Source organism: Parabacteroides caeci (genome assembly GCF_023656795.1).
GTDB classification, from domain to species: domain Bacteria; phylum Bacteroidota; class Bacteroidia; order Bacteroidales; family Tannerellaceae; genus Parabacteroides; species Parabacteroides segnis.
On sequence record NZ_JAMOKT010000005.1, the window covers coordinates 117,702 to 142,907 of the forward strand.

Sequence of the window (25,206 nt, forward strand, 5' to 3'; positions counted from 1 at the left end):
ACAGTAACAGAGAAGATATCAATGTTGAAAGTGATTCTAAGAAATATTATATGCCACATACAAATACTATTCATACTTGTATGTCTTATTATGGTCGTTCCTATTCATGCCGAAGACACCCATCCGATCCTTATTATCAGCTCCTATAACCCGGATACCCGTAACACCACGCAAAATATCTCCGAATTCATGGAGGAGTACAAACGTCTGGGAGGTACAGCTCCGGTCATCATAGAAAACATGAACTGTAAAAGTTTGCCGGAGGCTCCTTTATGGAAAGGGAAAATGGCAACCTTGCTAAAAAAATATAACAACGAGAACACTCCGCAGGCCATAGTCATTCTAGGCCAGGAAGGATGGTCTTCTTACCTGTCGCAGGATGAACCGATCCTAAAAGATATTCCTATCCTGTGTGGGATGGTTAGCCGAAATGCAGTTATTCTGCCGGACTCCAATACCGTAATGGCAGACTGGGACCCGGAGAGTATCGATATCCAAAGTTACATAGCCAACGGATTCTATCTGTCTGGTTTTATCTATAATTATGATATAAAAAAGAATATAGAACTGGCTTTGAATCTTTATCCCGCAACAAAACATTTTGCTTTAATAACGGATAACAGCTACGGAGGTATCTCCTTGCAAGCACTGGTAAAAAAGGAAATGAAAAAGTTCCCGGACCAGAATCTCATACTACTGGACGGCCGGAAAAATAATATCTACACCATTGTTGAACAAATAAAGAGACTTCCAAAGGAAACCGTAATCCTACTGGGAACCTGGCGTGTAGATGTAAACGACGGGTATTATGTAGGTAACGCAACCTACACCATGATGGCAGGTAACCCGAATCTTCCGGCTATTACACTGACTTCTATCGGACTTAGCCATTGGGCAATAGGCGGTTACATGCCTAAATATCGTTCCATCGGTAAAGATCTTGCCAAACAGGCTATCGATATCCAAACAAAGAAAGTACTCCAAAAAGAGATGAAGGCAGTAAGTATTCCCAACGGATATACTTTCGATGCCAAAAAACTAAGAGAGTTCAATATAGAAAGAGACCGTCTGCCTGCCGATTCCACGCTGATCAATGTGGAGGGGAATCTGTTTATCAAATACAGATTTGAGATCCTGCTGATCGTTGCATGCGTATTGTTGCTTTTCCTGATAATGATCCTGTTCTTCCTGTTCAGAACCAACCGGTTGAAAGACGAACTGATGGACCTGCAGAAAGACAATGTTATTATTATGAATAACATTCAGTCTTCTATCCGTTTCATCAAACCGGATTATTCGGTCAAATGGGAGAATCAGATAAAAATGCCTTGCAGTCCGCAATATGGTCCTAGAAACTGTTGCCTGGTTAAAGACGGGCAAAAACCATTCTGCGATGAATGTGCACTGATTTCCGCCATGGAAAGCCGGAAACCGTTTGAGCTCGTCAAGCAATGTGCCCCGGGTGAATATACACATGTATTTGCCAACCCGATACTCGATGCAAAGGAAAATCTTTTGGGGGTAGTATTCAAGAAAGAAAATGTCACCAAGCAGAAACTAGCTGAGAACGAATTGAGACTGGCTAAGGAAAAAGCAGAAGAATCGGATCACCTGAAATCGGCCTTCCTTGCAAATATGAGCCATGAGATACGTACGCCGCTTAATGCGATTGTCGGTTTCTCCGGCCTGCTTGCCATGACCGAAGAATTGGAGGAACGCGAAGAATACATCAATATTATCAATAACAACAATGAACTCCTGTTGCAATTGATCAATGATATTCTGGACCTGTCCAAGATCGAGGCCAATACGCTCGAATTTGTTTATTCAGATGTCGATATCAATCAGTTATTATGTGATATAGAGCAGACCTCCCGCCTGAAAGCAGCAGAAGGCGTGCAGGTTTCATTTGTCGAAAAGATGTCTCATTGCATCATCCGGACAGACAAGAACCGCCTGTCGCAGGTAATAACCAACTTTATCAACAATGCCATCAAGTTCACCAAAGAAGGCGGAATACGTTTCGGCTATAAACATAAGGACGGCAAATTACTATTCTTTGTCTCCGATACAGGATGCGGTATCGATAAAAAGATCAAAGACAGCGTTTTCCAGCGCTTTGTCAAGTTAGACAGTTTCGCTCAGGGAACCGGGCTCGGACTGTCTATCAGCCAGATGATCGTACAGAAGCTGGGAGGAGAGATCGGCGTGGAATCTGAACTGGGACAAGGTTCGACTTTCTGGTTCACCCTACCCGATACGGTTATTGAAGAATCGCACGTTGCTGCGGCAGAACCTGTACAAATAGAAATACAGAATAATGCCTTTACTGAGAATAACAATAAAAAGTCAACCTTACTGGTTGCCGAAGACAACGAAAGCAACTACACGTATATAAAAGCAATCCTCAAGGAATACAACCTGGTACATGCCTGGAACGGTCAGGAAGCAGTAGACTTATACAGAAAATATCATCCGGACATGATCCTCATGGATCTAAAAATGCCGCTTATGGACGGATACCAGGCAACGAAAGAGATACGCAAAGACAATACCGTTATCCCTATCATCGCCGTGACAGCTTTTGCCTTTGCCGAAGACGAACAACGGGTGAAACAAAGCGGATTCAGCGATTACGTAGCCAAACCGATCAAACCCAACGATCTGAAAAAAAAGATAACAGAACTTCTGTAGACTATTGTTATATGGAACGTGTACCCGGAAATTGCAGGGTGAACACCGTCCCTTTCTCCATTTCCGAAGTAACGGTTATATTTCCCCCATGACGATTCAATATCTGACGGCAAACGCTTAATCCAATACCCGATCCTCCTTGTTTCGTGGTAAAGAAAGGAACAAAGACTTTATCCAAAGCCTCCGGGACAATCCCGCTGCCATTATCCGAAACCGTTATCACAGGCATCCCATCCTGCCGGAAAGCCTCTACACGAATCTCAGGGGATTCACTGTCGCAGCACGCCTCAACGGCATTTTTCAGTAAATTGATCAGAACCTGCTCGATCATGCTCCGGTCTGCATACAACCGTAATTCTGCCGGGCGGATAGAATAGACAACGTGGATGCCTTCAGCCGGGACCAGCTTCTGCAAATCGCTGAATAAAACAGATATCGGAAATATTTGCATGGTAGGAGTCGGTATACGCGTCAGTTTGCGGTAATTCTCCACAAAGTCGAGCAATCCCTTACTCCGACGGTGAATCGTTTGTATCGCTTGCAGCATAATCGCATAATCGCGCTCATTCATACCATTCAGGGCGGCACGCTCAGTCACCGTTTCCGACAGGGATATAATAGGAGCGATCGAGTTCATAATCTCATGCGTCAGTACGCGGATCAGTTTCTGCCAGGCTTCTGTCTCAGCCTCCGCCACCACCGAATTATAAAGCCGGGAACGGAAAGCATTCAGGGCCTCATTCATCGAACGGGTTAACTCGGCTTCCGCCCCTCCGGAAGTAGGAACCGGAAAAGACAGATTCAGGTCTCCGTAATGAATATTCGCAATCAGATGTTCCATCCGGCGAATCGTTTTCCGTTGGTCCAGATACAAAGAGAAAGCCAATACGATCAGGATAGCGCTCATCATTACCGAAGTAAAATAGAGGCTTTTCAGTATCAGAAACGCAATTGTCAACGACAATATAACGATCAGGACGATCTTTATCAGGATGGTATACCGTTTCATAGGCCCAATTTATCCAATTTCCGGTAAAGGGCAAAACGGGTGATACCCAGCAACTCGGCGGCACGGGTCACATTCCCGTCGGCACGCCGCAGAGCACGCTCGATCGCTTCTTTCTCCAGAATGCTGAGGTTGAGTTCTTCCAGTTCCGCCTTCTTTTTGGTAACGGAAGGCTGGAGCATAAAATTCTCCGGTTTCAGCATCAGCCCGTCAGAAAGGATCACAGCCCGCTCGATGGCATGTTGCAACTCCCTGACATTCCCCGGCCAGTTATAGTTTTGCAGTTTGCTCCGGGCTTCGCGGGATAAACCTTTTATCTCTTTCTTATATTTACGGGCATAGCGTGTCAGAAAATAGTCTGCCAGCAACTGGATATCATTACCACGTTCCCGAAGAGGAGGAATATGCAGTTCGATGGTATTGATACGGTAAAGCAAGTCCTGGCGGAAAGTCCCCTCCTCCACCATTGCACGAATATTCATATTGGTAGCAGAGATCAGGCGGACATCTATCGAAACCGGACGGGTAGCCCCCAGCCGGGTGATCTGCTGCTTCTCGATCGCAGTAAGCAGTTTGGCCTGCATCGGCATGCTCAGGTTCCCTATCTCATCCAGAAACAAAGTCCCGCCGGTTGCCACCTCCATACGCCCCGGCTTATCACGACGGGCATCTGTAAAGGCTCCCTTTTCATAACCGAACAGTTCACTTTCAAAAAGCGATTCGGGAATGCTTCCCAGGTCGATACCCACAAAGACCTGTCCGTTACGCGGCGAATGATGATACAGGGCACGGGCAACAAGATCCTTGCCTGTTCCGTTCTCCCCCAGAATCAGGATATTGGCATCCGTATGACGTAACTTCTCGATTGTCACAAAGATTTCCTGCATGGCATTACTCTCACCGATAATTTCGAAACCCTCCTCATCCGAACTCTCCAAAGCCGCTACCTGGCGTTTCAGCGACCGCACTTCCGTACGGCTTTCACGAAGTTTCAAGGCGGCGGATAAGGTGGCCAGCAACTTCTCTTTCTCCCAGGGTTTAGGGATAAAATCCGTCGCTCCGGCTTTGATGGCACGCACGGCTTTTTCCGTATCGGCATAAGCTGTTATAAAAAGGACGACGGCATCCGGATCCGCCTTCTTGATCTTCTCCAACCAGAAAAAACCTTCCTGCCCGCTAATGGCATCCCTTCGGAAATTCATATCCAGCAGGATCACATCCGGCACATAGCTTTCCATAAAATGCTCGATACGCTCCGGCTGTGTGGTCACACGGATTTGCTCCACATAAGGTTCCAACAGCAGATTCAGTGCAAAAAGCACATCTTCATTATCGTCGATGATCAGTATTTTCCCTTGTTTCATATCGTATGCGTATATTAAATATGTGGGGGTAAAGATAAACATTAAAACAATAAACAAGATGTGCGAATACGAACGTTTTTTGTGCGCTGACGCACTGGCCACAAAAACGAACATACTACTTAGTATCTAATATTCAAGACATTAAAAACATGGCATACTATTTGTTTTTAATAATATATGAAACATACGAGAAGTCACATATTATCAATAATCCTTGCTGCACTGGCCGCTTTCCCGGCTTACTCGCAGGATACGTTACGCCTCACTTTATCTGAGACCGTACGCATGGCCCAGGAACAATCTCCACAGGCCATCGCCGCCCGACACACTTTCAGGGCGGCTTACTGGAACTGGCGTTCCTATCGTGCCAACATGCTACCCAGTCTGACCTTCACCTCCAGCCCTTCACTGAACCGGTCAATCAGTTCGGTGACCTTGCCCGACGGAGGCGAAAGTTTCGTACACCGCAACCAGTTGATGGTGGATGCCGGACTCACGATCAATCAGAATATACCATTCACCGGAGGAAGCCTTTTCGTGAAAACGGCCTTGCAAAGACTCGATCTGTTTTCGGAAAAGACAAGTTCGTATAACACCACTCCCATCGTGCTCGGCTACGAACAAAACCTGTTCGGATATAACCAGTTCAAATGGGATCGGAAAATCGAACCTATCCGTTATACCGAATCAAAAAAGAACCTGACAGAAACACTCGAACTGGTCGCCGCACAGGCAACCCGACAGTTTTTCCAATTGGCCACCGCACAGACCAACTGGGAAATCGCACAATATAATTACGCAAATGCCGACACCCTCTATCAATATGCCCAGGGACGGTACAATATCGGGACGATCACCGAAAATGAAATGCTACAACTGGAACTGAACCTCCTGACCGAACAGACTAATATGATGAACGCGCGTATCGAAGTAGACGACTGCATCCAATCATTGCGCAGCTACCTGGGTATCACCAATGCGTCGGAACTGGTTGCCAGTTTAAACGAAGAAATCCCCCGTTTCAATGTGGAAGTAAAGCAAGCGCTCGAACTGGCTTACGAGAATAATCCGGAACCGGAATACCTCCAGCGCCGCCGGTTGGAGAGCGAAAGTGCCGTAGCACAGGCGAAAGCATCCCGCGGCTTCAAAGCCGACCTCTATATGCAATTCGGCTTGACGCAAACAAACGAAAAACTGAAAGAGGCTTATCGGGACCCTTTGGATCAACAATTAGTCAGCCTTGGCATACGCATCCCGATCCTGGACTGGGGTGTCGGTAAAGGAAAGGTAAAAGTTGCCCTCAGCAACCGCGACAAAGTATATACCGAGGTGGAGCAGTCACGCAACGACTTCGAACTGAATGTCATCAAAATGGTCAAACAGTTCAACCTACAGGCTGATAAAGTGATGATCGCACAGAAAACCGACCAGACCGCCCAACGCAGGAACGATGTTGCCCAAAAACTGTACCTGCTGGGTAAATCGACTATCCTCGACCTCAATGCTTCCATCAGCGAAAAGGACCGGGCACGAAGAGAATATATAACAGCCTTATATAATTATTGGAGCCTGTACTACGGCCTGCGCAGCATGACCGGCTACGACTTCGAACGGAACCGTGAACTGACATTCGATTATGAACAATTAATGAAATAAGATAATGGACAAACCTATTGAAAAGAAACCCGTATATTACCGTTACCGCTGGCATATCGCCGGATGTGTCGCTTTTGTCATCCTCCTGGTGTATGTATCGATCGTTGCATCAGGCGGACGCAAACTGCGCACCGAAGCGGACAACCTCATCATTGGCGAAGCACAGGCCGATAAATTCATGGAATATGTGGATGTGGAAGGCGTGGTTCAACCCATCCTCACCATTAAGATAAACGCCCGCGAAGCCGGTAGCGTCGAACGCATCGTAGCTGAAGAAGGTACGATGATGGAGAAGGGAGACACCATCCTTTCCCTGACCAATCCGGACCTGATACGTACCATCGACGACCAGCGCGACGAATGGGAAAAACAATTGATCTCCTTCCAGGAAAAAGAGATTGAAATGGAACAGAAAAGCCTGGACCTGCAAAAACAAACATTGCAGACAACCTATGAACTCAACCGCCTGAAAAAGAGCTTCGCCCTCGATGAAGAAGAGTTCCGCATGGGTGTAAAAAGTAAAGCGCAGCTGGAAGTACAGCGGGACGAATTCGAATATAAAACCCAAAGTACCGCCCTGCAACTGGAAGGTCTGCGCCATGACAGCGCTGCCACCATCCTCCGTCGTGAGTTAATGAAGAATGACCTGGAACGTGAACGGAAGAAATACGACCGTGCCCAGGAACGCATGGAGAACCTGATCGTCCGCGCCCCATTGGCTGGACAACTCAGTTTTGTCAAGGTAACTCCGGGCCAGCAGGTGCAAAGCACCGAAGCCATCGCCGAGATCAAGGTTCTGGATCAATTCAAAATACATACGTCACTCAGCGAATACTATATCGACCGTATCACAACCGGCCTTCCCGCCACCATCACCTGGCAGGGAAAGAAATATCCGCTACGCATCACCAAGGTCGTACCGGAAGTAAAAGATCGTAACTTCGACGTGGATCTTGTCTTTACCGAAGAGTCACCCGAGAATGTCCGCATCGGAAAGAGCTTCCGCGTACAGGTCGAACTGGGACAACCCGAAGAGGCGCTGGTCATCCCACGCGGCGACTTCTTCCAGACGACCGGCGGCCAATGGATCTATAAGCTGAACGAGGCCGGGACAAAAGCACGCAAAGTAAACATCAGCATCGGCCGACAGAACCCGCAGCAATATGAGATTACCGGCGGATTGCAAGCAGGCGATAAGGTTATTGTCACCGGATACAGTACTTTTGGCGACGCGGAAGAATTGATTTTGAAATAAAAAAGACAGAAGAAGAACTACCATGAAAATATTACTACTTGCTATCCGGTCTCTTTCACGTTTCCGGCTCTATACAGTCATCAACATATTAGGACTGGCAATGAGCCTGACATGTGTCATGATCATATCACGGCACGTGTACAGGGAATTGACAGTAGACCATTTCAATAAAAACCTGGATCGTATATGTCTGGTCACACAACATTTCGAACAAGAAATAAGGCCTCGTTTTTATTACAATTTCAATCCCGAAACAGGCATAGGAGACGCCCGGTTGATAAATAATCCATCTGTCGAGAAAGTGGCCCCGTTCTCTTCTTTTACAGAAGACTATATAACAGTCAATGATAAAAAATACAATGCACGTATCCTGGTTGCCGATACTACCTTTTTGCAGATTCTGGATTATCCGGTAGTATCCGACAATAAACAAATCCCGCTGCAAGACCCGCAAGGAGCTGTTATTACGCGGAACTTTGCCCGTAAACTGTTCGGCACAGACAAAGATATAGTCGGAAAAAGCATACAGCATTCCAACGGTAAAACTATTACGATCACCACGGTTCTCGACGAACCTGTCGAGAAAAGTTCTATCCAGTTTGACCTGCTCGTTTCCTTGCAACTGCAAGAAAGATGGGGACGTGCTTTCCACGCTCTCGTATTACTGGCTCCCGGTACTGATATCGATAAACTGAATAAAGAATTTATCAGTAGCCGGGAAGAAGGAAATAAGGAAACCCCCAACCAACTGCTTCCCCTCGGCAAATCGTACTTCGACAAGACCGTCAATATGTTTGATGATACTTACCTGCGAGGAAACTATAACAATGTCCTGGTGCTCGCCGGTGTCGCTTTTTTAATTTTACTTATCGGCATCTTCAATTTTATCAATATCTACACCGTCCTGATGCTGAAACGGGCACGCGAATTGGGAATGAAAAAAGTATTTGGAGCAAGAGCCTTCCAAATGCTGGTTCAACTCGTCGGTGAAAACATTGTAATGATAGGCTGTGCCCTCTTTATTGCCTGGATATTAATCGAGATAAGCGGAGGAGCTATCGAATCGACCCTGGGTATCTCGCAGGTAAATAATCTGACATTCGATCTTTTGCTTTCAATAGGTATCCTGTTGCTGTTACCGGCCATAACCTCCGTGTATCCTTTTATCAAATATAATTACACACCGCCCATAACTTCGCTTCGCTCTGTAAATACCAGCGGTAATTCAGTGGTCTCACGTGCTGTTTTCATCGTTTTTCAGTATATTATCACCTGCTGCCTGATAATTGTTTCCCAGTTCTTTATGAAACAGCTTCATTTTATGCTGAATGCAGACTTGGGATATAAAACCAAAGATATTATAAAAGCCCAGTTCATCAAGCACCCCAGCAACGTATGGAGTATGCCCAATGAAGACCGACAAAAATATTTCAACAACATTAACCGGCTGGATGGTGAGATAAAGCAGAAAATGAATGCCAGTCCCCTTTTCCTTCAATGGGTATATGGAGACAGCCCTCACACGATACAGGAAAGTGGTATCCGTCTGAAAACTACGGAAGGGGAATATAAAGAGGTTTGCTCAGCGTACATGTCCGCAGAAAATATACAGATGTATGGTTTGCAGTTAAAAGAAGGACGGTTCTGGAATGACTCCATTGATAATACATATGGTTACCAGTTCATCATTAACGAGACGGCACAAAAACTGTTTGGCATAACCAATATAGAAACAGCATTATTACAGCCGGAGAGCCGTTTATGGATAACCAGCCGGAATGATATGAGTACCAATCCTCCCTATCAGGTTATCGGTGTAGTAAAGGATTTCAAGTTCACACACTTGTCAAAGCCCAACGCCCCGCTAGTCATTTCCAACTCCGGAAGTTACAACAGCCAAAAGCTAATGGCCTCGATTGTCCCTGGAAAGAAACAGGAAGCGATCGCCTTTCTGAAGAAACTCCACAACGATACCGTTGGCGGCGAATTCGAGTATTCATTTGTTGAAGACGAAGTCAGCGCTCTTTACAAAGATGATAAAAAGGCGGCTTACATCTATTCCTTATTTACAGTCATAGCCATTCTGATCTCTTCATTGGGGTTATTCAGTCTGTCTCTATTTGATGTTCAGCAGCGATACCGTGAGATTGCCATACGCAAAGTGAACGGAGCAACCACCCGTATAGTCATGCAAATGATGCTACGCAAATATTTCAAACTATTGGGATTAGCTTTCGTCATTTCTCTTCCGGTTTCATTACTGGCTATTTTCAAATACCTGGAAAACTTCGCCAACAAAGCCCCTATATCCTGGTGGATATTCGCCGTCGCCCTGCTCATAACTGCCGGAATATCGCTGGCAACCTTGATCTGGCAAATACGGAAAGCGGCAGAAACAGATCCGGCTAAAGCAATGAAAGCAGAATAAAAAGACATAACAAACTAAAAAAATGAAGATACTTTTACTGGCTATCCGCCCTTTAATGCGCTTCCGGACCTATACACTCATCAATGTATTAGGTCTGGCACTCAGCTTAGCGTGCGTGATTATCATCAGCCGGTATGTTTACAGCGAATTACGGACAGATCATTTTTATCCGGATCTGGAACGGTTATATACTACGACAGAAGAAACAGACAGAGGTTCCGGTGATATCTCTTTTTCTGCCGTTATGAATCCGAACAATGAGAAATCATTCAGTAGCATACTGGAACATCCGGCTGTAGAATGTACCACTCTGCTCCGGCTGGATAATGAGGTCAGTTGTTGGTATAAGGAAAAAGAGTATTCATGTCAAACTTTAATCGCAGACAGTAACTGCTTTAAGATTGTACAATTCCCGTTACTGACAGGAACAAATACACTTTCCAAACCAGATGAAGCTGTTATCACTCAATCATACGCCCAGAAATTATTTGGAAACAAAAATGCATTGGGAAAACAAGTACAGCTCTCTATCGGGGAAACAGTGACCATCGCCGGTATTGTCGGAGAACCCACTACGGCAAGCAGCCTGCACTTCGACCTCGTTATATCCGACCGTTTGTCTCGTCACTGGAACCGGAAGGGTATTCATTTAGTCCGACTATACCCCAAGACTGATTATAAACAAGTAAACAACCAATATAACAAGTTCATGCGCATGGATCTCTGGAAATACAGTATCCGCCATCAACTTTACCCGTTATCAGAAGTCTATTTCAATAAAAACATTTATAAGATATCTTTCCGCTCAGGTAACTTCACTTATATCTGGATTTTGTCGCTCGTAGCTGCCATGATCCTACTGGTCGGCGTATTCAATTTTGTCAACATCTATTCCGTTGTTATTTTACGGAGAGGGCGGGAGTTCGGTATGAAAAAAGTATTCGGAGCCGGGACAAAAATGATATTCGGACAACTTTTCCTTGAAAATGTTCTTATGGCAGGTATCGCCCTGTTCATCAGTTGGGTATTGGTAGAAATAAGTGATCCGATCGTACGCAACCAGTTGGAAATAACTCCCGTTGCCAACAAACTATTTGATATAATTCTATCGGTCAGTATCCTATTCATTCTCCCGTTTCTCACCTCTTTAATACCTTTTATCCGCTATAATTACTCTACCCCCATAACCTCATTAAGATCGATCAATCGGGATGGCAACTCGGTTGTTTCACGGAAAATATTTCTGACCACACAATACATTATTACTTTTGTGCTGACTATCTGTTCCCTCTTTTTTATCAAACAACTTCACTTCATGTTGAATACCGATCCGAGTATCCGAACTAAAGATGTCATTCAGGCCCAGTTTGTGAGAGATAACCGGATTTATAGTTTTCCCACACGGGAAGCCGCAGAAAAAGAACGTGAAAAAACGAATAAGATAGTAGAGGCGCTCAAACAAAAACTGAACGCCTCCCCTCTTATTGAACATTGGACATATGGAGACAGTCCGGTAGGAAAAGGCATGAACGATTTCCAATTTAAAAGATTGGGAGGAGAATACAAAGACTTCTCGGTAATATATGTTTCCCCGGAATGGATGAAGTTGTTTGATATAAAACTCACAGAAGGGGAACTGTCCGAAGAAACCCCATCTATGGACTATACCTTATATATTAGTGAGTCCGGAAAAGAGTTACTGGATATAACCGATATCAATACGACTGAAATACAACCGGAAAGACGTTTATGGTACAATTTAGACGGAGATATGGATGCCAATCCTCCTTACCGCATATTAGGGACTTTCAAAGATTTCAACCTTTGCCACCAGGAATTACAAAACAACCCGATAATCATACATCCCAGCAGCAGTTGGTATGAAGAACCTTTGATTGCATCCATCGCCCCCGGACGCCGCCGGGAAGCCATTCAATTCCTGAAAGAACTTCATGACGAACTGATCGGTGGTAATTTTGAATATACATTTATCGAAGATCAATATAAGGCACTCTATCGGAATGATGTGCAGATCACGTTGGTCTACTCGATCTTTGCCCTGATAGCCATCCTGATTTCTTCACTCGGATTGTTCAGCTTATCCCTCTTCGACGTACAGCAGCGTTACCGTGAAATAGCCATCCGTAAAGTAAACGGGGCAACCACTATCGTCGTCATGCGGATGCTTTTACAAAAATACTACATGCTTTTGGGAATAGCCTTCCTGATAGCCGCACCAATCTCCTGGCTGGCTATCAACCGGTATCTGGAGGACTTCGCCCATAAGGCGCCGGTATCCTGGTGGATATTCGCCGTCGCCCTGCTCATAACTGCCGGAATATCGCTGGCAACCTTGATCTGGCAAATACGGAAAGCGGCAGAAACAGATCCGGCTAAAGCAATGAAAGCAGAATAAAAATAAGGATAATCATATAACCAACTGATAAATCAAATATTATGAAGATTAATAATCTTATCTTATTGATATTGTTCTTCTTTACCGGAAGTCAGACAGTAAGTTCCCAATCAAAAAAAGGGGACTTGCCAATAATTGATTTTTCAAAACAATATCCAAAGAAAGAGATACTTCTTCAAGATATTGCTGAGAGTGAATATATTCCGCTTGAGACAACTGATGATATTTTGTTGGGAGATAGACTTGTGCTTTCTGGTATTTCCGACAAATATATTCTTATACATGAACCTTGGCGAGGTAATATATTTGTTTTCAATAGAAACGGTAAAATATATTCTCATTTCAACCATAAAGGACAAAGCGGCCGGGAATATGCATGGATTGGAGACGCCGGTACAATTTTGGATGAAAAGAATGAAGAAATATTTGTATGTAACCAATCCATTCTGGTTTATTCGCTGAAAGGAGAATACAAACGAACTTTGAAAATAAATACGGTTGATAATTATTCAAAAGTTTTTAATGTTGATGATGAAGCACTGCTTGTATATGACGACGTGATTGTAGATCCAGGCCTTGAAGGTAATACAAAAGAATATCCTTACCGGCTTGTGTCAAAAAAGGATGGTAGCTTGATTTCTGTTTTGAATATTCATTTCCCTAAAAGATATTCAATTCGTCTTGCTAAAATAGATAAAAATAGTTGGAGTTTTGTTTATATGTTTTATACTGAAAGTATGTATTATGGTCAAGATATTATGCTTGCTGATATATCGTCTGATACACTCTATCAGTTAACTCCAGGCAGGAAGTTAATTCCCATATTGACTCGTAAGCCTTCGGTTCATGTTTCTGAGGATCCAAGAAAAGTATGGGTTACTTCTTTAACAACCGAAAAATTTATGATTGTCGATGAAATATCATTAAATTTCAATTCGGGAGGAGGTAAGATTCCGTCTTTTATGTATGAATTTGAAACAGGGGAAGTAACCAGGATATCATTTTATGATGCAGAGTATGGCACTAATTGGAATCCAGGAAATTCTCCTGCCATAGCCAAGAATAGGATTGCCAACTTGATTCAGCCATCGTCAATAATAAACGCATATAAGAAAAAGCAATTGAAAGGCAATGTTGAAAAGTTTATAAAGACACTTAACGAAGATGATAATCCGGTAGTAAGGATTATTAAATTCAAATAATAAGAATACGTAACTATTGATTAATATATTCCTATGAAAATCATCCTACTAGCCATACGCTCACTGATGCGTTTCCGTTTATACACCGTTATTAATGTCCTTGGCTTGGCATTAAGCCTGGCCTGTGTGATCATTATCAGCCGGTATGTCTATAGTGAGGCGACAACAGACCATTTCAATACCAACCATGAGCGGATATATCTGAGTGCACGTCAGTGGGAAAGCGGTGAACGGATACCTCTTTTATTTACAACAGATAATGTGGTCCTGAAAAAGAACTATATCAATCCCCTGGATATACCGGAAATAGAGAAAAAAACCTCCTTTGTCTCCCTCAGTAATGTCGAAATACAGGTAGATGAGAACAAATTCAAAGCACATGTATTGGCTACAGACACTGCTTTCCTTCAGATACTGGATTTTCCGCTGGTAGAAGGGAACCGTGCACAACTGTTGGCCGACCCTAAAGGAGCCGTTATCACAAACCGATTCGCCCGGAAACTGTTCGGTAAAGAAAATCCGATCGGTAAGAACGTCGACTATAACGGAAATATACTGACTATCCAGGGAATTATCGGAGAAACGGAGACACCCAGTTCTTTAACCTTCGACCTGTTGATATCTAAAGAACTGCAATGGCGTTGGCCGCCGGTTAATTACTTTAGTGTTGCTTTAGCCTATCCCGGTATCGATGCGGATCGCATTAACGAAAAACTCAAAGCAGAAAACCATAAAGCCGCCCAAAAAACGTTCTCTTTCCGGGTCATCCCACTGGATAAACTATACATGGACAAAGCTGTCGACAAAGGAGTAAATACGTTCCGCCAGGGAAACCCGGACAGCCTGAAAATCCTTTCCTTCGTTGCGATCCTGCTTTTATTGATCGGACTGTTCAACTTTATCCATATCAATTCGGTCGTTATCATTAAACGAGGCCGGGAACTGGGAATGAAAAAGGTATTCGGGGCAAGACCCGCACAATTATTCATCCAGCTATACGCAGAGAATCTGGTACTGACAACTATCTCCCTTTTTCTCAGTTGGATGATTATCGAAATCACCCTGCCGATACAAGAAAACCAGTTAGGTATCACTGCCACCGTCGGCTCTTCTTTCAATATGATATTAACCGTTATTCTTTTGCTGGGACTTCCACTGATTATTACGTTATATCCATTTTTCAACTATAGCTTCCGGCAAACCATCCGTTCACTTCAGGGAGTCACCCCCGGAAAAAACAAGATGGCTACCCGTTCGTTGTTTCTGGTCGTGCAGTATGTTATCACTTGTTGCCTGATCATATCATCCATCTTCTTTATGAAGCAACTGCACTTCATGTTGCATGCAGACCTGGGATACCGGACTAAAGACATTATAAAAGCCTGGTTTATACGTCCTTCTTCAAAGATGTTCTATGGTGAAGAAGAACAGAAACAGACTGAAAGCGTTTCCTCCGCCATACAGGAAACACTCAAAGCATCCCCTCTGTTCCAGTCGTTCTCCTATGGAGAAAGTCCGTATGAATTACCAACTGATAACTACGATAAGGTCAGTATGCGCATCCCCGGAGGAGAATGGCAGGAGGTACTTCATGTCAAACTATATAAAAGTTTCTTTGATTTATACCAAATACCAGTTTCCGCAGACGGCTTTCCGAAGAGCGAAAAAGAAATCCTGATGAATGAAACGGCCAAAAAATTATTCAGTAAAAGAGGAATCCCTCCTACGGAACTGGAAAAAGATTCGTATAATGGCATCAGTTCGCTTCTGGTAAAAGGTTTTACTCCCGAATTTCAGGTAGTGCATCTCTCCCAGCGTAATCTTCCCGTCATCATGACTTTCAAAGATGTGCAGAATGAACTATACTATCCGGGGAAACTCATGGCATCCATTGTCCCCGGACGCCGGCCGGAAGCGATCAAACTTCTGAAAGAACTCCATGACAAGACTATCGGAGGAGAATTTGAATACACTTTTGTAGAAGACGAGATCAGTGCCATGTACGAAAAGGACCGGTTGGTTGCCCGGATCTATTCCGTTTTTACCCTCGTCTCCATCTTGATCTCTTCTATGGGATTATTCAGCCTTTCCCTTTTCGACATTCAACAGCGTTACAAAGAGATAGCGATCCGCAAAGTGAACGGGGCAACGACAGGAGCCATCATGAATTTGTTATTGCGGAAATATTACAAGCTACTCGTATTCTCTTTCCTGATAGCCACTCCTCTTTCCTGGCTGGCAATCACGAAATATCTGGAAAACTTTGCCAATAAAGCTCCGTTATCCTGGTGGATTTTCGCTATTGCTTTCCTGATCACCGCAGGTATTTCCCTGCTCACCCTGATCTGGCAAATCCGAAAAGCGGCACGGACAAACCCGGCAAAAGCGATCAAGACGGAATAGCCGGTTAAAACAGACCGGCTATACAAAAAACACCCGTTCAATTAGGGTACACTCCTTCTAATTCGTATTTATATAAAGCAAAAGAAATCCGGACATTTCTTTACTTCAGACCAATTTAGTTAAAAGTAAAGATAACTTTTTTTATTTAGTCCAAAATGCTAAATTTGTACATAAAGAGTTATAAGGAGAATGGAATTACACAAAGAGACCCTTTCCAAAACAATCACTTTTAGTGAAAATTACCCTGATTATTTTCACCGCAGCTTTGTATATGCACAATCCTATTTACATGACCAACATTTGTCAGAGGATATTGCATCCGAAGCACTCATAAAGCTGTGGGAAAACTGGGATGAATCATACACCACAGTCCAACGTAAAGCTTTCCTTTTAACTATTATCCGGAACAAATGTCTGGATCATTTAAGAAAGATACAAGTCAACACAAAAACACATGAAGAATTAACGGAAATCTCACAACGCGAACTGGTCTTCCGGATTTCATTACTCGAATCGACAGTACCTCAGGAACTATTTATATCTGATATCCAAAAGATAGTAGATAATACACTGAAACAATTACCGGAACAGACACGACTAATATTTAAACTCAGCCGCATTGATAATAAATCGGCTAACGAAATAGCCGGCGAATTGGGAATAAGTATAAAGTCCGTAGAATACCATATAACGAAATCATTGTCTTTACTGAGAAAAAAACTGAAAGATTATTTACCTGTAATACTATTCTTGTATGCTTAATATTTACAGGGAAACAACATATATCCTATTTTATTTCTGAAAAACCGCCCCCCCAAGAATAAATCACCCTTTAAGTTTAAAGGATTTACATCCAAACGCCCCTGATTATTTCAAATAATAAGGGAGAAATTATATACACCCTTTTAGGGATAGGCTCATTTCATCCGTATTAATTATATAAAAGCTACAAAGATGGATCAAAAAACGATTGAGAAATATCTTAAAGGAACAATATCCACCCGTGAAAGAGAAGACGTCATGGCGTGGATAGAGAAAGAAGAGAAGAATAAAAAGGAGTTTCTGGAACTTAGAAAACTTCATGACATCTCCATTTGGAATACGGAATACATTCCTGATAAGAAAATCAAGAGACATTCAACGGTTAATGTATTATGGAGAGTAGCCGCAGTATTTCTGGTCTTATTAAGTTTGGGATTAAGTTACCTCCTGGTATCGGATAAAGAATCGCAAATGGCAGTAAAGACCGTTACCTGTCCGCAGGGACAACGGCTGGAACTGGTTTTATCGGACGGGACTAAAGTCTGGCTGAACTCTAATTCGATACTGTCATTTCAGAACAATAAAAAAGAAAATACCCGGATAGTGGAATTAGACGGAGAGGCTTATTTCGAGGTTACTCCCGATAAAAAGAATCCTTTTATCGTTCAAACAGAAATGTATGATATTACGGTATTGGGTACCTCCTTCAATGTGTTCTCTTATCAGAAGTCCGGATTATTTGAATGTTCCTTAATAGAAGGAGCTGTCAGTCTTCAGGATAAAAGCCAGACAGTAGATATGCGTCTTCAACCCAACGAGAAAGTACGGCTGTCCAATGGAACCCTTATCCGTTCTTCCATTGATCCGGATGAAAATTTCTTATGGAAGGTCGGTATCTATTCTTTCAAAAACCAGCCGTTATCAGATGTTTTTGCCCATCTGTCCCTATTACATGAAGTCAGTATAGAATTGAAAAATCCGCAGATAGGAGCACAAATGTGTACCGGCAAATTCAGGAATAAGGATGGCATCGAACATATACTCCTGACATTGCAGAAAAACTATCAGTTCTCTTTCACGAAAGAAGAAGACACCCACACATACATAATCTATTGACAATGATAATAAAAACCATAAAAAGAAAATACAAGATGAAAAAATCAACCCGTTGTAACACTTTTAGTTTGTTTTTCCATTTGTTGGCAGTGACGTTCCTTTTTATCCACACCAACATCTGTGCACAACCTATCCAATTGCCCAAAAGTAAAATAACTTTAGGCGAACTGATTCAGCAGATTGAAAGACAATCCGATTATTTATTTGTTTATAATGAGACAGAGATAGATATAAAAATGATGCTATCGTCCGTCCCTTTAAAAACCGGCGATGTAAAAAGCCTGTTGCATTCCGCACTTGTAAATACCCCCATCCATTACCTGGTTGAGAATAAAAATATCATTCTCAACACCCGGAAACACCTGGAAGAAAAACAGACAATATTGGTTTCAGGAGTTGTAACGGATGAGACCGGAGAACTTCTGATAGGAGCCAGTGTATCTGTTAAATGTTCTACACAAGGAGTGATAACCAATGCGAATGGCGAATTCATACTGAATACCCGGCCTGATGCAGTTTTAGTTGTATCTTACTTGGGATACATCTCCCAAGAGATCCCTGTCCGGAATAAGACAAACATCAAAGTCGTTCTTAAGGAAGATCAGAAAACACTGGAGGAAGTTGTCGTTATCGGATACGGGACATTGAAAAGAAAAGAAATCACAGGTTCCCATACCAGTGTAAAAATGAACACCATACCACCTATAGGAGGAGCAACCGTCACCCAATTTCTCGGAGGAAAAGCAGCGGGGTTAACCACAACATTGGCCTCCGCCCAACCGGGAGGAAGGGTGAATCTTCAGATCAGGGGAGGAGCCTCTAACCGTCAGCCGTTGATTATCGTCGACGGATTCCCGATCACTTCTTCCTTTTCGAATGTATCCACCGGAGAATACAGCACAGGAGACACAGATGCCGCACTTGCCTCAATCAACCCGAATGATATATTGAGTATCGATATACTGAAAGATGCCTCTGCCACTTCCATCTACGGATCTAAAGCGGCAGGAGGTGTTATCCTCATAACCACCAAACGGGGAACAAGCATCGAGCCGCGTGTAGAAGGAGTGGCAAATATAGGATGGTCACATGCTTACAACACTCCGGATTTATTGAATGCGTCCGATTTTATGTCTGAAACGAACCGTGCAATAAAAGAACGCTTCATGTACGACAACCAAATAGCCCCTTACGGCAACAGGCAGTGGGGCGATGCGGGATTGCCGGAATACAGGGACCGGTATCTTGCGGACGATTTTGACACATGGAAAGGACGGCAAGGAACTGACTGGTTTAAAGAAATATCCCGGGTCGGCATGATTCAAAATTACGGGGCAAACATACAGGGAGGAAGCCAGTCTTCAAAGTATTATGCCTCATTCGGCTATTTTAATCAGGAAGGAGTGATAAAAAACAATAATTATAAGAAGTTCACTGCCCAGATTAATATCGACCAGAAGTTTGGTAATAAAGCGACCCTGGGAATAACCCTCCATGCCAACCGCACCAATATGGATAATGTACCTCTGCAGGACGGATTTGCCGAAGCATCCGATCTGTTGCGGACAGCCTATCAGTTTCCTCCTAACCTTGAGGTCAAAGACAACAATGGTACCTACACGATCAACCAATATGCTTCTTTTCTATCGAATCCAGTTTCAATACTTGAAATGTCGAATAAAACCAAGAATGACCGTATAATAGGGAATATCTACTTCTCATATAATTTGCTCACGGGACTCGACCTGAAAATCAGAGGAGGCACGGATATATACATAAGCCAGGGATTTTCATATATTCCCACTACAACAATCGTAGGGGAAAAGACCCGTGGCCGTGCAGACAAGGCTGTCGGAGAAAAGAATGATTATCAGTTCCAATTTACAGCAAATTATCACAAATCATTTGTGGATAAACATCACCTCACTGCCATGTTTGTAACCGAGTATATCCAGACTAACCGGCAGGGCACCCGTGCAACCGGATGGAATTTCCCTTCTGATAACTTCTCATGGAACTATCTGGGGTTAGCTACCGACCGGCCGAATATAGGTTCATACGGAAGCAAATCGGAAGCATTGGCTTATATCGGACGAGTCAATTATTCATATGATGAAAAATATTTCCTGACAGCCAATTTGCGTGTAGATGGTTCCTCTAATTTCGCAAAAAACCACCAATGGGGATATTTTCCCGGCGTCTCACTCGGGTGGGATATCGCAAAAGAAAAATTCATGGATGATACGCGCTCCGTTATTAACCAAATGAAACTGCGTATCGGATATGGACAAACCGGAAATGACAATATCGGAACAGCCTTTTCAAACTATTATATTCCCGGTGACCTTATTGTCTGGGGAGAGCAGATCGTTTCTTCCATCAAATTAGGCGGATTGGGGAATCCTGATTTAAAATGGGAGACACAAACAGATTTCAATCTCGGACTGGACTTTGACTTATGGCAGGGAAGATTGTCGGGTACGTTTGATTATTACAACCGGGTAGTCTCCGATATCTTAGGATGGAAACCACTTCTGTCGACAGGCGAAGCTACCGGTATCACCGCTAATCTCGATCAAAAAAAACAAACCTACGGATTTGAATTTACATTGAACAGCCAGAATATACGAAGTAAAAACTTCTCATGGGAAACCAACTTGACCTACACCTACTACCGGGACAGATGGCTTAAAAGAGATGATAGCTGGCGGCCGGATATATATGATTCGGAAAAAGCATATTTCGGAGAATTATGGTATCATCAATCCGACGGACTGGTGCAGGAAGGGGAAACTCTTCCTTATACTACCGGGGCTATTCCCGGAACAATTAAATTCAAAGACATCGATGGCTACCTGAAAGATGAAAACGGTAACCTGGTGCTCGATGATAACGGAATTCCCAAACGTCTCGGCAAGCCTGACGGTATTCTGGATAACGCTGATAAGGTACGCATTGGAGTCAATACCCCTTTCACATTAGGCTTGACAAACACATTCAGATACAAAAGCCTGGATATGAATATCAGTATGTACGGCGTTTTCAACCGATGGATGACCAATGCGACTTATTCATTGCTGACAGATGTCACCAACTTGGAACAAGGTTTGAATCAGATGGTCGATGTAAAAGACCGTTGGAACAGCGATAACAGGCAAGGAACTCTTCCTTCCTCTTTACAGAGGTTCAGCGGATATGGCATTGGCGATTACTACCTGCAGAAGGCTTGGTTCATCAGGGTTAGCAACATCGACTTCGGATACAGGCTGCCCCTCCGGAAAGGAAGTTTAAGGTTTTTTGCCTCTTTACAGAATCCGATCCTGATCACACCTTATAAAGGATTAGATCCTGAATCGGATAGCCGGGCAGCATCCTATCCCAATCAACGGACTTATTCCGTAGGGTTTCAATTCAGTTATTGATTTTACATCTATTAAATCTATTATATATGAAAAATATTTATCTGTTAGTATTATCCCTCTTCTGTTTCAGTTGTACACTGGAGATGGAAGAATATTCAAAGCTGGAAGAATCGAATTTCTTTAAAAATGAGAATGATTGTAAAGCGGCACTGGCATCCCTTTACGAAATCATGCAAGGTCCCCATGGCGGCTGGATTAATGGGAATCAATTAGGTGCGTTTCTGATCAGTGACATGGCTGCCGACATTCTGGGAGGAAACAACGGATGGGATTGGTTCATGGAGCACCGCTATACCCCGGATAATTTCGCACGGCCTGAAATGGACTTGCTTGACAAATTTTCCAAAGTCAAAGAAGTCACGACTTGCCGCGCGTTTGTTCTCCGTTTACAGGCTCTCGACAATATCTCCGAAGATGTCAAGAACCTCTATATTGCGGAAGCAAGAGTGATACGCGCCTATCTCCTACACCATTTTTATATTTATTTCGGTACGGTCCCTATCGTTCCGGATGAATTGGTATTGAATCCTAATATCGTGGAATATACTCCCCGTCCCTCCAAAGAAGAATACATCAAAATTATCCAGGAGGAGATAAACCAGGCATTACCTTATTTGAAACATCCGAAAGATCAATCACCCGAGGAAGAATACGGCCGCATGAACAAAGGAATAGCTTATATGATCCTGATGCAGCTTTATATGATCGAAAAAGACTGGGAAAAGGTGTCAAAGTATGGGCAGGAGATCATCGACCTGAACTATTATGAACTGCAAGATGACTATTTAAGTATTTTCAGCATTAATAATCAACGGAACAAGGAAGTTATTTACGGAGTGCCGCGTAAACAGAGTATCCCTAATAACGGCAACACCTGGCATGCCATATCCCTTCCTTCATCTTATCCCTGGAAAGGGACAAAATGGGGGGTGTATTATGTAAGATGGTCTTTCATAGACACATTTGATCCGGCAGACAGTCGCCTTTCAGGATTACCCCAATCTTATATTGGAACAGACGGGAAACAATATAACCGGAGTAATATGATCGGTGCTATTGCGATGAAATATGATGAAGATCCAGCAATGGTCGGACATAACTCAAACCATATCATTGTGCGTCAACGATATGCAGACGTATGGCTTTCCATGGCTGAAGCAGAAAACGAACTGAACGGGCCAACCAATAAAGCAAGGGCCTATTTTAATAAAGTACGCCCACGGACGGGACTGGCCAATTTACCCAACGGACTTTCACAGCAGGAATTCAGAGATGCAGTACTTATGGAGCGTGCACATGAATTTTATCTGGAAGGACACCGCTATCAGGATCTGGTCCGTCACGGCAAATTTTATGAAGTAGCCAGCAAGATGCCCAACAGCGTTTTACGCCCGGAACAGATACTGTTCCCGATACCAACCCAATATATCATTGAATATAAAGGGATATTAAAACAAAATCCAGGATATTGAAATACGATGAAACACTATATTGTATCCATATTATTTCTGGTTTCCTGTTTTTCCTGTCAGGATAAACAAACAGAAGTGGATGTCTGTATATATGGAGGAACCGCATCCGGCGTCATAGCAGCCTATTCAGTTGAAAAGATGGGAAAATCAGCACTGTTGATTGAGCCATCCGATCATCTGGGAGGTATGACTACGGGTGGACTGGGTTATACGGACATCGGCAATAAATATGCCATTACAGGTCTGTCCCGCTTATTTTACAGGAAAATAGGGCAACATTATAAGAAATTCGAACAATGGTCTTTCCCGCCTAGTGTCGCTCAAAAGGTACTCGACGAATACATCGACAGTTCTGAATTTCCTGTTTTAAAGAACCACCGGCTTATATCGGCTGTGAAATCAGGTAAACGGATAAGATACGTCCGTTTACAACGGATAGGAGAAGAAGGCACTACCGAATTCATCACCATCAGAGCAAAGCAATTCATCGATTGTTCTTATGAAGGAGATCTTATGGCTGCGGCAGGTATTTCATATACCGTCGGCAGAGAGGATAATTCAATATACAACGAAACATTAAACGGGGTTCAGTTATTTGACAAGCACCAGTTTCCCGACAGTATCGATCCATATAAAGAGAAAGGAAATCCTCCTTCCGGATTGTGCTGGGGAATCAGCGATCATCCTTTAGCCTCCAAAGGGACAGGAGACAGTAGTGTACAGGCATACAATTACCGGCTGTGCCTGACAAATGACCAACAACTCCGGCGTCCTTTTGAAAAACCGGAAACGTATAACCCGGATCAATATGAATTACTCCTTCGTATGCTGGAGAAAAAGGAATATAAATTGGGAGAGATACTTTCGATCAACCGGGACATGCCGGATAAGAAATACGACATAAATAACAACGGTCCTTTTTCTACGGACCTGATCGGCATGAATCACTCTTATATAGAAGGCAGTCCGGAAGAACGTAAAAAGATAGCCTATGAACACGAACTTTACATCAAAGGATTATTATATTTCCTGGCAAATGAAGAAAAAGTACCGGCCAAATTACGGAAAGAAGCCTCTGAATGGGGATGGGCAAAAGATGAATTCACAGCCAATGACAATTTTCCACCCCAACTATATATCAGGGAAGGCCGGAGGCTGAAAGGTGAATATGTAATGACACAACATAATTGCCAGGGAAATGAAATTGTAGAAGACGGCATAGCACTGGCTGCCTATGGTATGGATTCTCATAACTGCCGGAGAATAGTCGTGAACGGAATGGTAAAGAATGAAGGAGACGTGCAATACCATGGCTTCCCTCCCTACCCTATTTCATACCGTAGCCTCTTTCCACGGTATAATGAATGTCAGAATTTACTGGTTTCCGTCTGTCTTTCGGCATCACATATAGCGTATGGCTCCATAAGAATGGAACCAGTGTTTATGATGCTCGGACAAGTTGCAGGCATGGCTGCATCCATCGCCGCAGAGACAGGTTGCGCCATACAAAAAGTAAGTTCAAAAGAACTGAGAGAAAAGTTAAGGGAAGACCCTTATCTGGATGGCTCAAAACCAGACATACTCGTAGACGATACAGATATCGATAAAATAAAATACTCGGATAATTGGTTCAAACGTTTTGGCGATCATTATAAAAACAGCTTTATGTTTTCATGGGCCGCCCCGAACGATTGCTTCTTTTCCTTTTTTCCTGTGATCAGGGAGTCTGGGAATTATTCTGTTTATTATTACTGTACGCCCATGAGTCCGGAAGAGATGAGTTCCTGTATTTCCTTTGAGATAACGGCTAACCGGAATATATATACAGCAACTGTCAATCCAACGGAGAAAGCAGGGGACTGGGCTCTCTTGGGTTCTTACTGGCTGGATAAAGATTCTGAAACTCAACTAAAATTAGTAGGAGAGCGATCGGTCGGACCATTCTTTGCCGATGCCCTTCTACTGATTCCTGATTATTGAAATACTTTCATATTTTACCTAATTATTATC

14 protein-coding genes are annotated in these 25,206 nt (G+C 43.3%); 12 read left to right on the top strand and 2 right to left on the bottom strand.

Annotated features, from left to right (window positions below):
* The first annotated feature begins 21 nt into the window (after positions 1-21).
* A complete protein-coding gene (locus NBH15_RS04170) occupies positions 22-2,694 on the top strand; it encodes an ATP-binding protein (protein ID WP_250822061.1) in 2,673 nt (890 codons plus the stop codon).
* Between the two features lie 7 nt (positions 2,695-2,701).
* Here the strand turns inward: NBH15_RS04170 and NBH15_RS04175 are convergent, their stop codons facing one another.
* Both NBH15_RS04175 and NBH15_RS04180 read right to left on the bottom strand, forming a co-directional pair.
* Positions 2,702-3,703, bottom strand: coding sequence for a sensor histidine kinase (locus NBH15_RS04175; protein ID WP_250822062.1), 1,002 nt, complete (start codon positions 3,701-3,703; stop codon positions 2,702-2,704).
* Entirely contained in the window at positions 3,700-5,064 is a 1,365-nt protein-coding gene (locus tag NBH15_RS04180; RefSeq protein WP_128133265.1) for a sigma-54-dependent transcriptional regulator, read from the bottom strand. The genes NBH15_RS04175 and NBH15_RS04180 overlap by 4 nt, the downstream gene beginning before the upstream one ends.
* A 177-nt stretch (positions 5,065-5,241) precedes the next feature.
* Between NBH15_RS04180 and NBH15_RS04185 the strand changes: the two genes are divergently transcribed.
* The 11 genes from NBH15_RS04185 to NBH15_RS04235 all read left to right on the top strand — a co-directional run bounded on the left by NBH15_RS04185 (position 5,242) and on the right by NBH15_RS04235 (position 25,176).
* Positions 5,242-6,720: a TolC family protein gene (locus NBH15_RS04185; protein WP_244050289.1), complete on the top strand. Its 1,479-nt coding sequence runs from the start codon at positions 5,242-5,244 to the stop codon at positions 6,718-6,720.
* Positions 6,721-6,724: 4 nt separating this feature from the next.
* Positions 6,725-7,975 (top strand): efflux RND transporter periplasmic adaptor subunit, encoded by a 1,251-nt coding sequence (locus NBH15_RS04190; protein ID WP_250822063.1) that lies wholly within the window; start codon positions 6,725-6,727, stop codon positions 7,973-7,975.
* A 22-nt stretch (positions 7,976-7,997) separates the two neighbouring features.
* The gene (locus NBH15_RS04195; RefSeq protein WP_250822064.1) at positions 7,998-10,403 is read left to right on the top strand and encodes an ABC transporter permease; all 2,406 of its coding nucleotides are present in this window, start codon (positions 7,998-8,000) and stop codon (positions 10,401-10,403) included.
* A 22-nt stretch (positions 10,404-10,425) separates the two neighbouring features.
* Positions 10,426-12,819, top strand: coding sequence for an ABC transporter permease (locus NBH15_RS04200; RefSeq protein ID WP_250822065.1), 2,394 nt, complete (start codon positions 10,426-10,428; stop codon positions 12,817-12,819).
* A gap of 41 nt (positions 12,820-12,860) precedes the next feature.
* Complete coding sequence (locus NBH15_RS04205; RefSeq protein WP_250822066.1) at positions 12,861-14,021, top strand: DUF4934 domain-containing protein; 1,161 nt, start codon at positions 12,861-12,863, stop codon at positions 14,019-14,021.
* Between the two features lie 33 nt (positions 14,022-14,054).
* Positions 14,055-16,424, top strand: coding sequence for an ABC transporter permease (locus tag NBH15_RS04210; RefSeq protein ID WP_250822067.1), 2,370 nt, complete (start codon positions 14,055-14,057; stop codon positions 16,422-16,424).
* A gap of 189 nt (positions 16,425-16,613) precedes the next feature.
* Positions 16,614-17,186: an RNA polymerase sigma-70 factor gene (locus tag NBH15_RS04215; RefSeq protein WP_128133271.1), complete on the top strand. Its 573-nt coding sequence runs from the start codon at positions 16,614-16,616 to the stop codon at positions 17,184-17,186.
* 192 nt (positions 17,187-17,378) lie between these two features.
* Positions 17,379-18,302 carry a FecR family protein gene (locus NBH15_RS04220; RefSeq protein ID WP_128133272.1) on the top strand — a complete coding sequence of 308 codons (924 nt, stop codon included), beginning with the start codon at positions 17,379-17,381 and terminating at the stop codon, positions 18,300-18,302.
* A gap of 35 nt (positions 18,303-18,337) precedes the next feature.
* Entirely contained in the window at positions 18,338-21,724 is a 3,387-nt protein-coding gene (locus NBH15_RS04225; RefSeq protein WP_250822068.1) for a SusC/RagA family TonB-linked outer membrane protein, read from the top strand.
* Between the two features lie 26 nt (positions 21,725-21,750).
* Positions 21,751-23,196, top strand: a complete 1,446-nt coding sequence (locus NBH15_RS04230) for a RagB/SusD family nutrient uptake outer membrane protein (protein ID WP_186959933.1) — start codon at positions 21,751-21,753, stop codon at positions 23,194-23,196.
* Positions 23,197-23,202: 6 nt separating this feature from the next.
* Positions 23,203-25,176, top strand: coding sequence for an FAD-dependent oxidoreductase (locus tag NBH15_RS04235; RefSeq protein ID WP_250822069.1), 1,974 nt, complete (start codon positions 23,203-23,205; stop codon positions 25,174-25,176).
* The last annotated feature ends 30 nt before the right edge of the window (positions 25,177-25,206 follow it).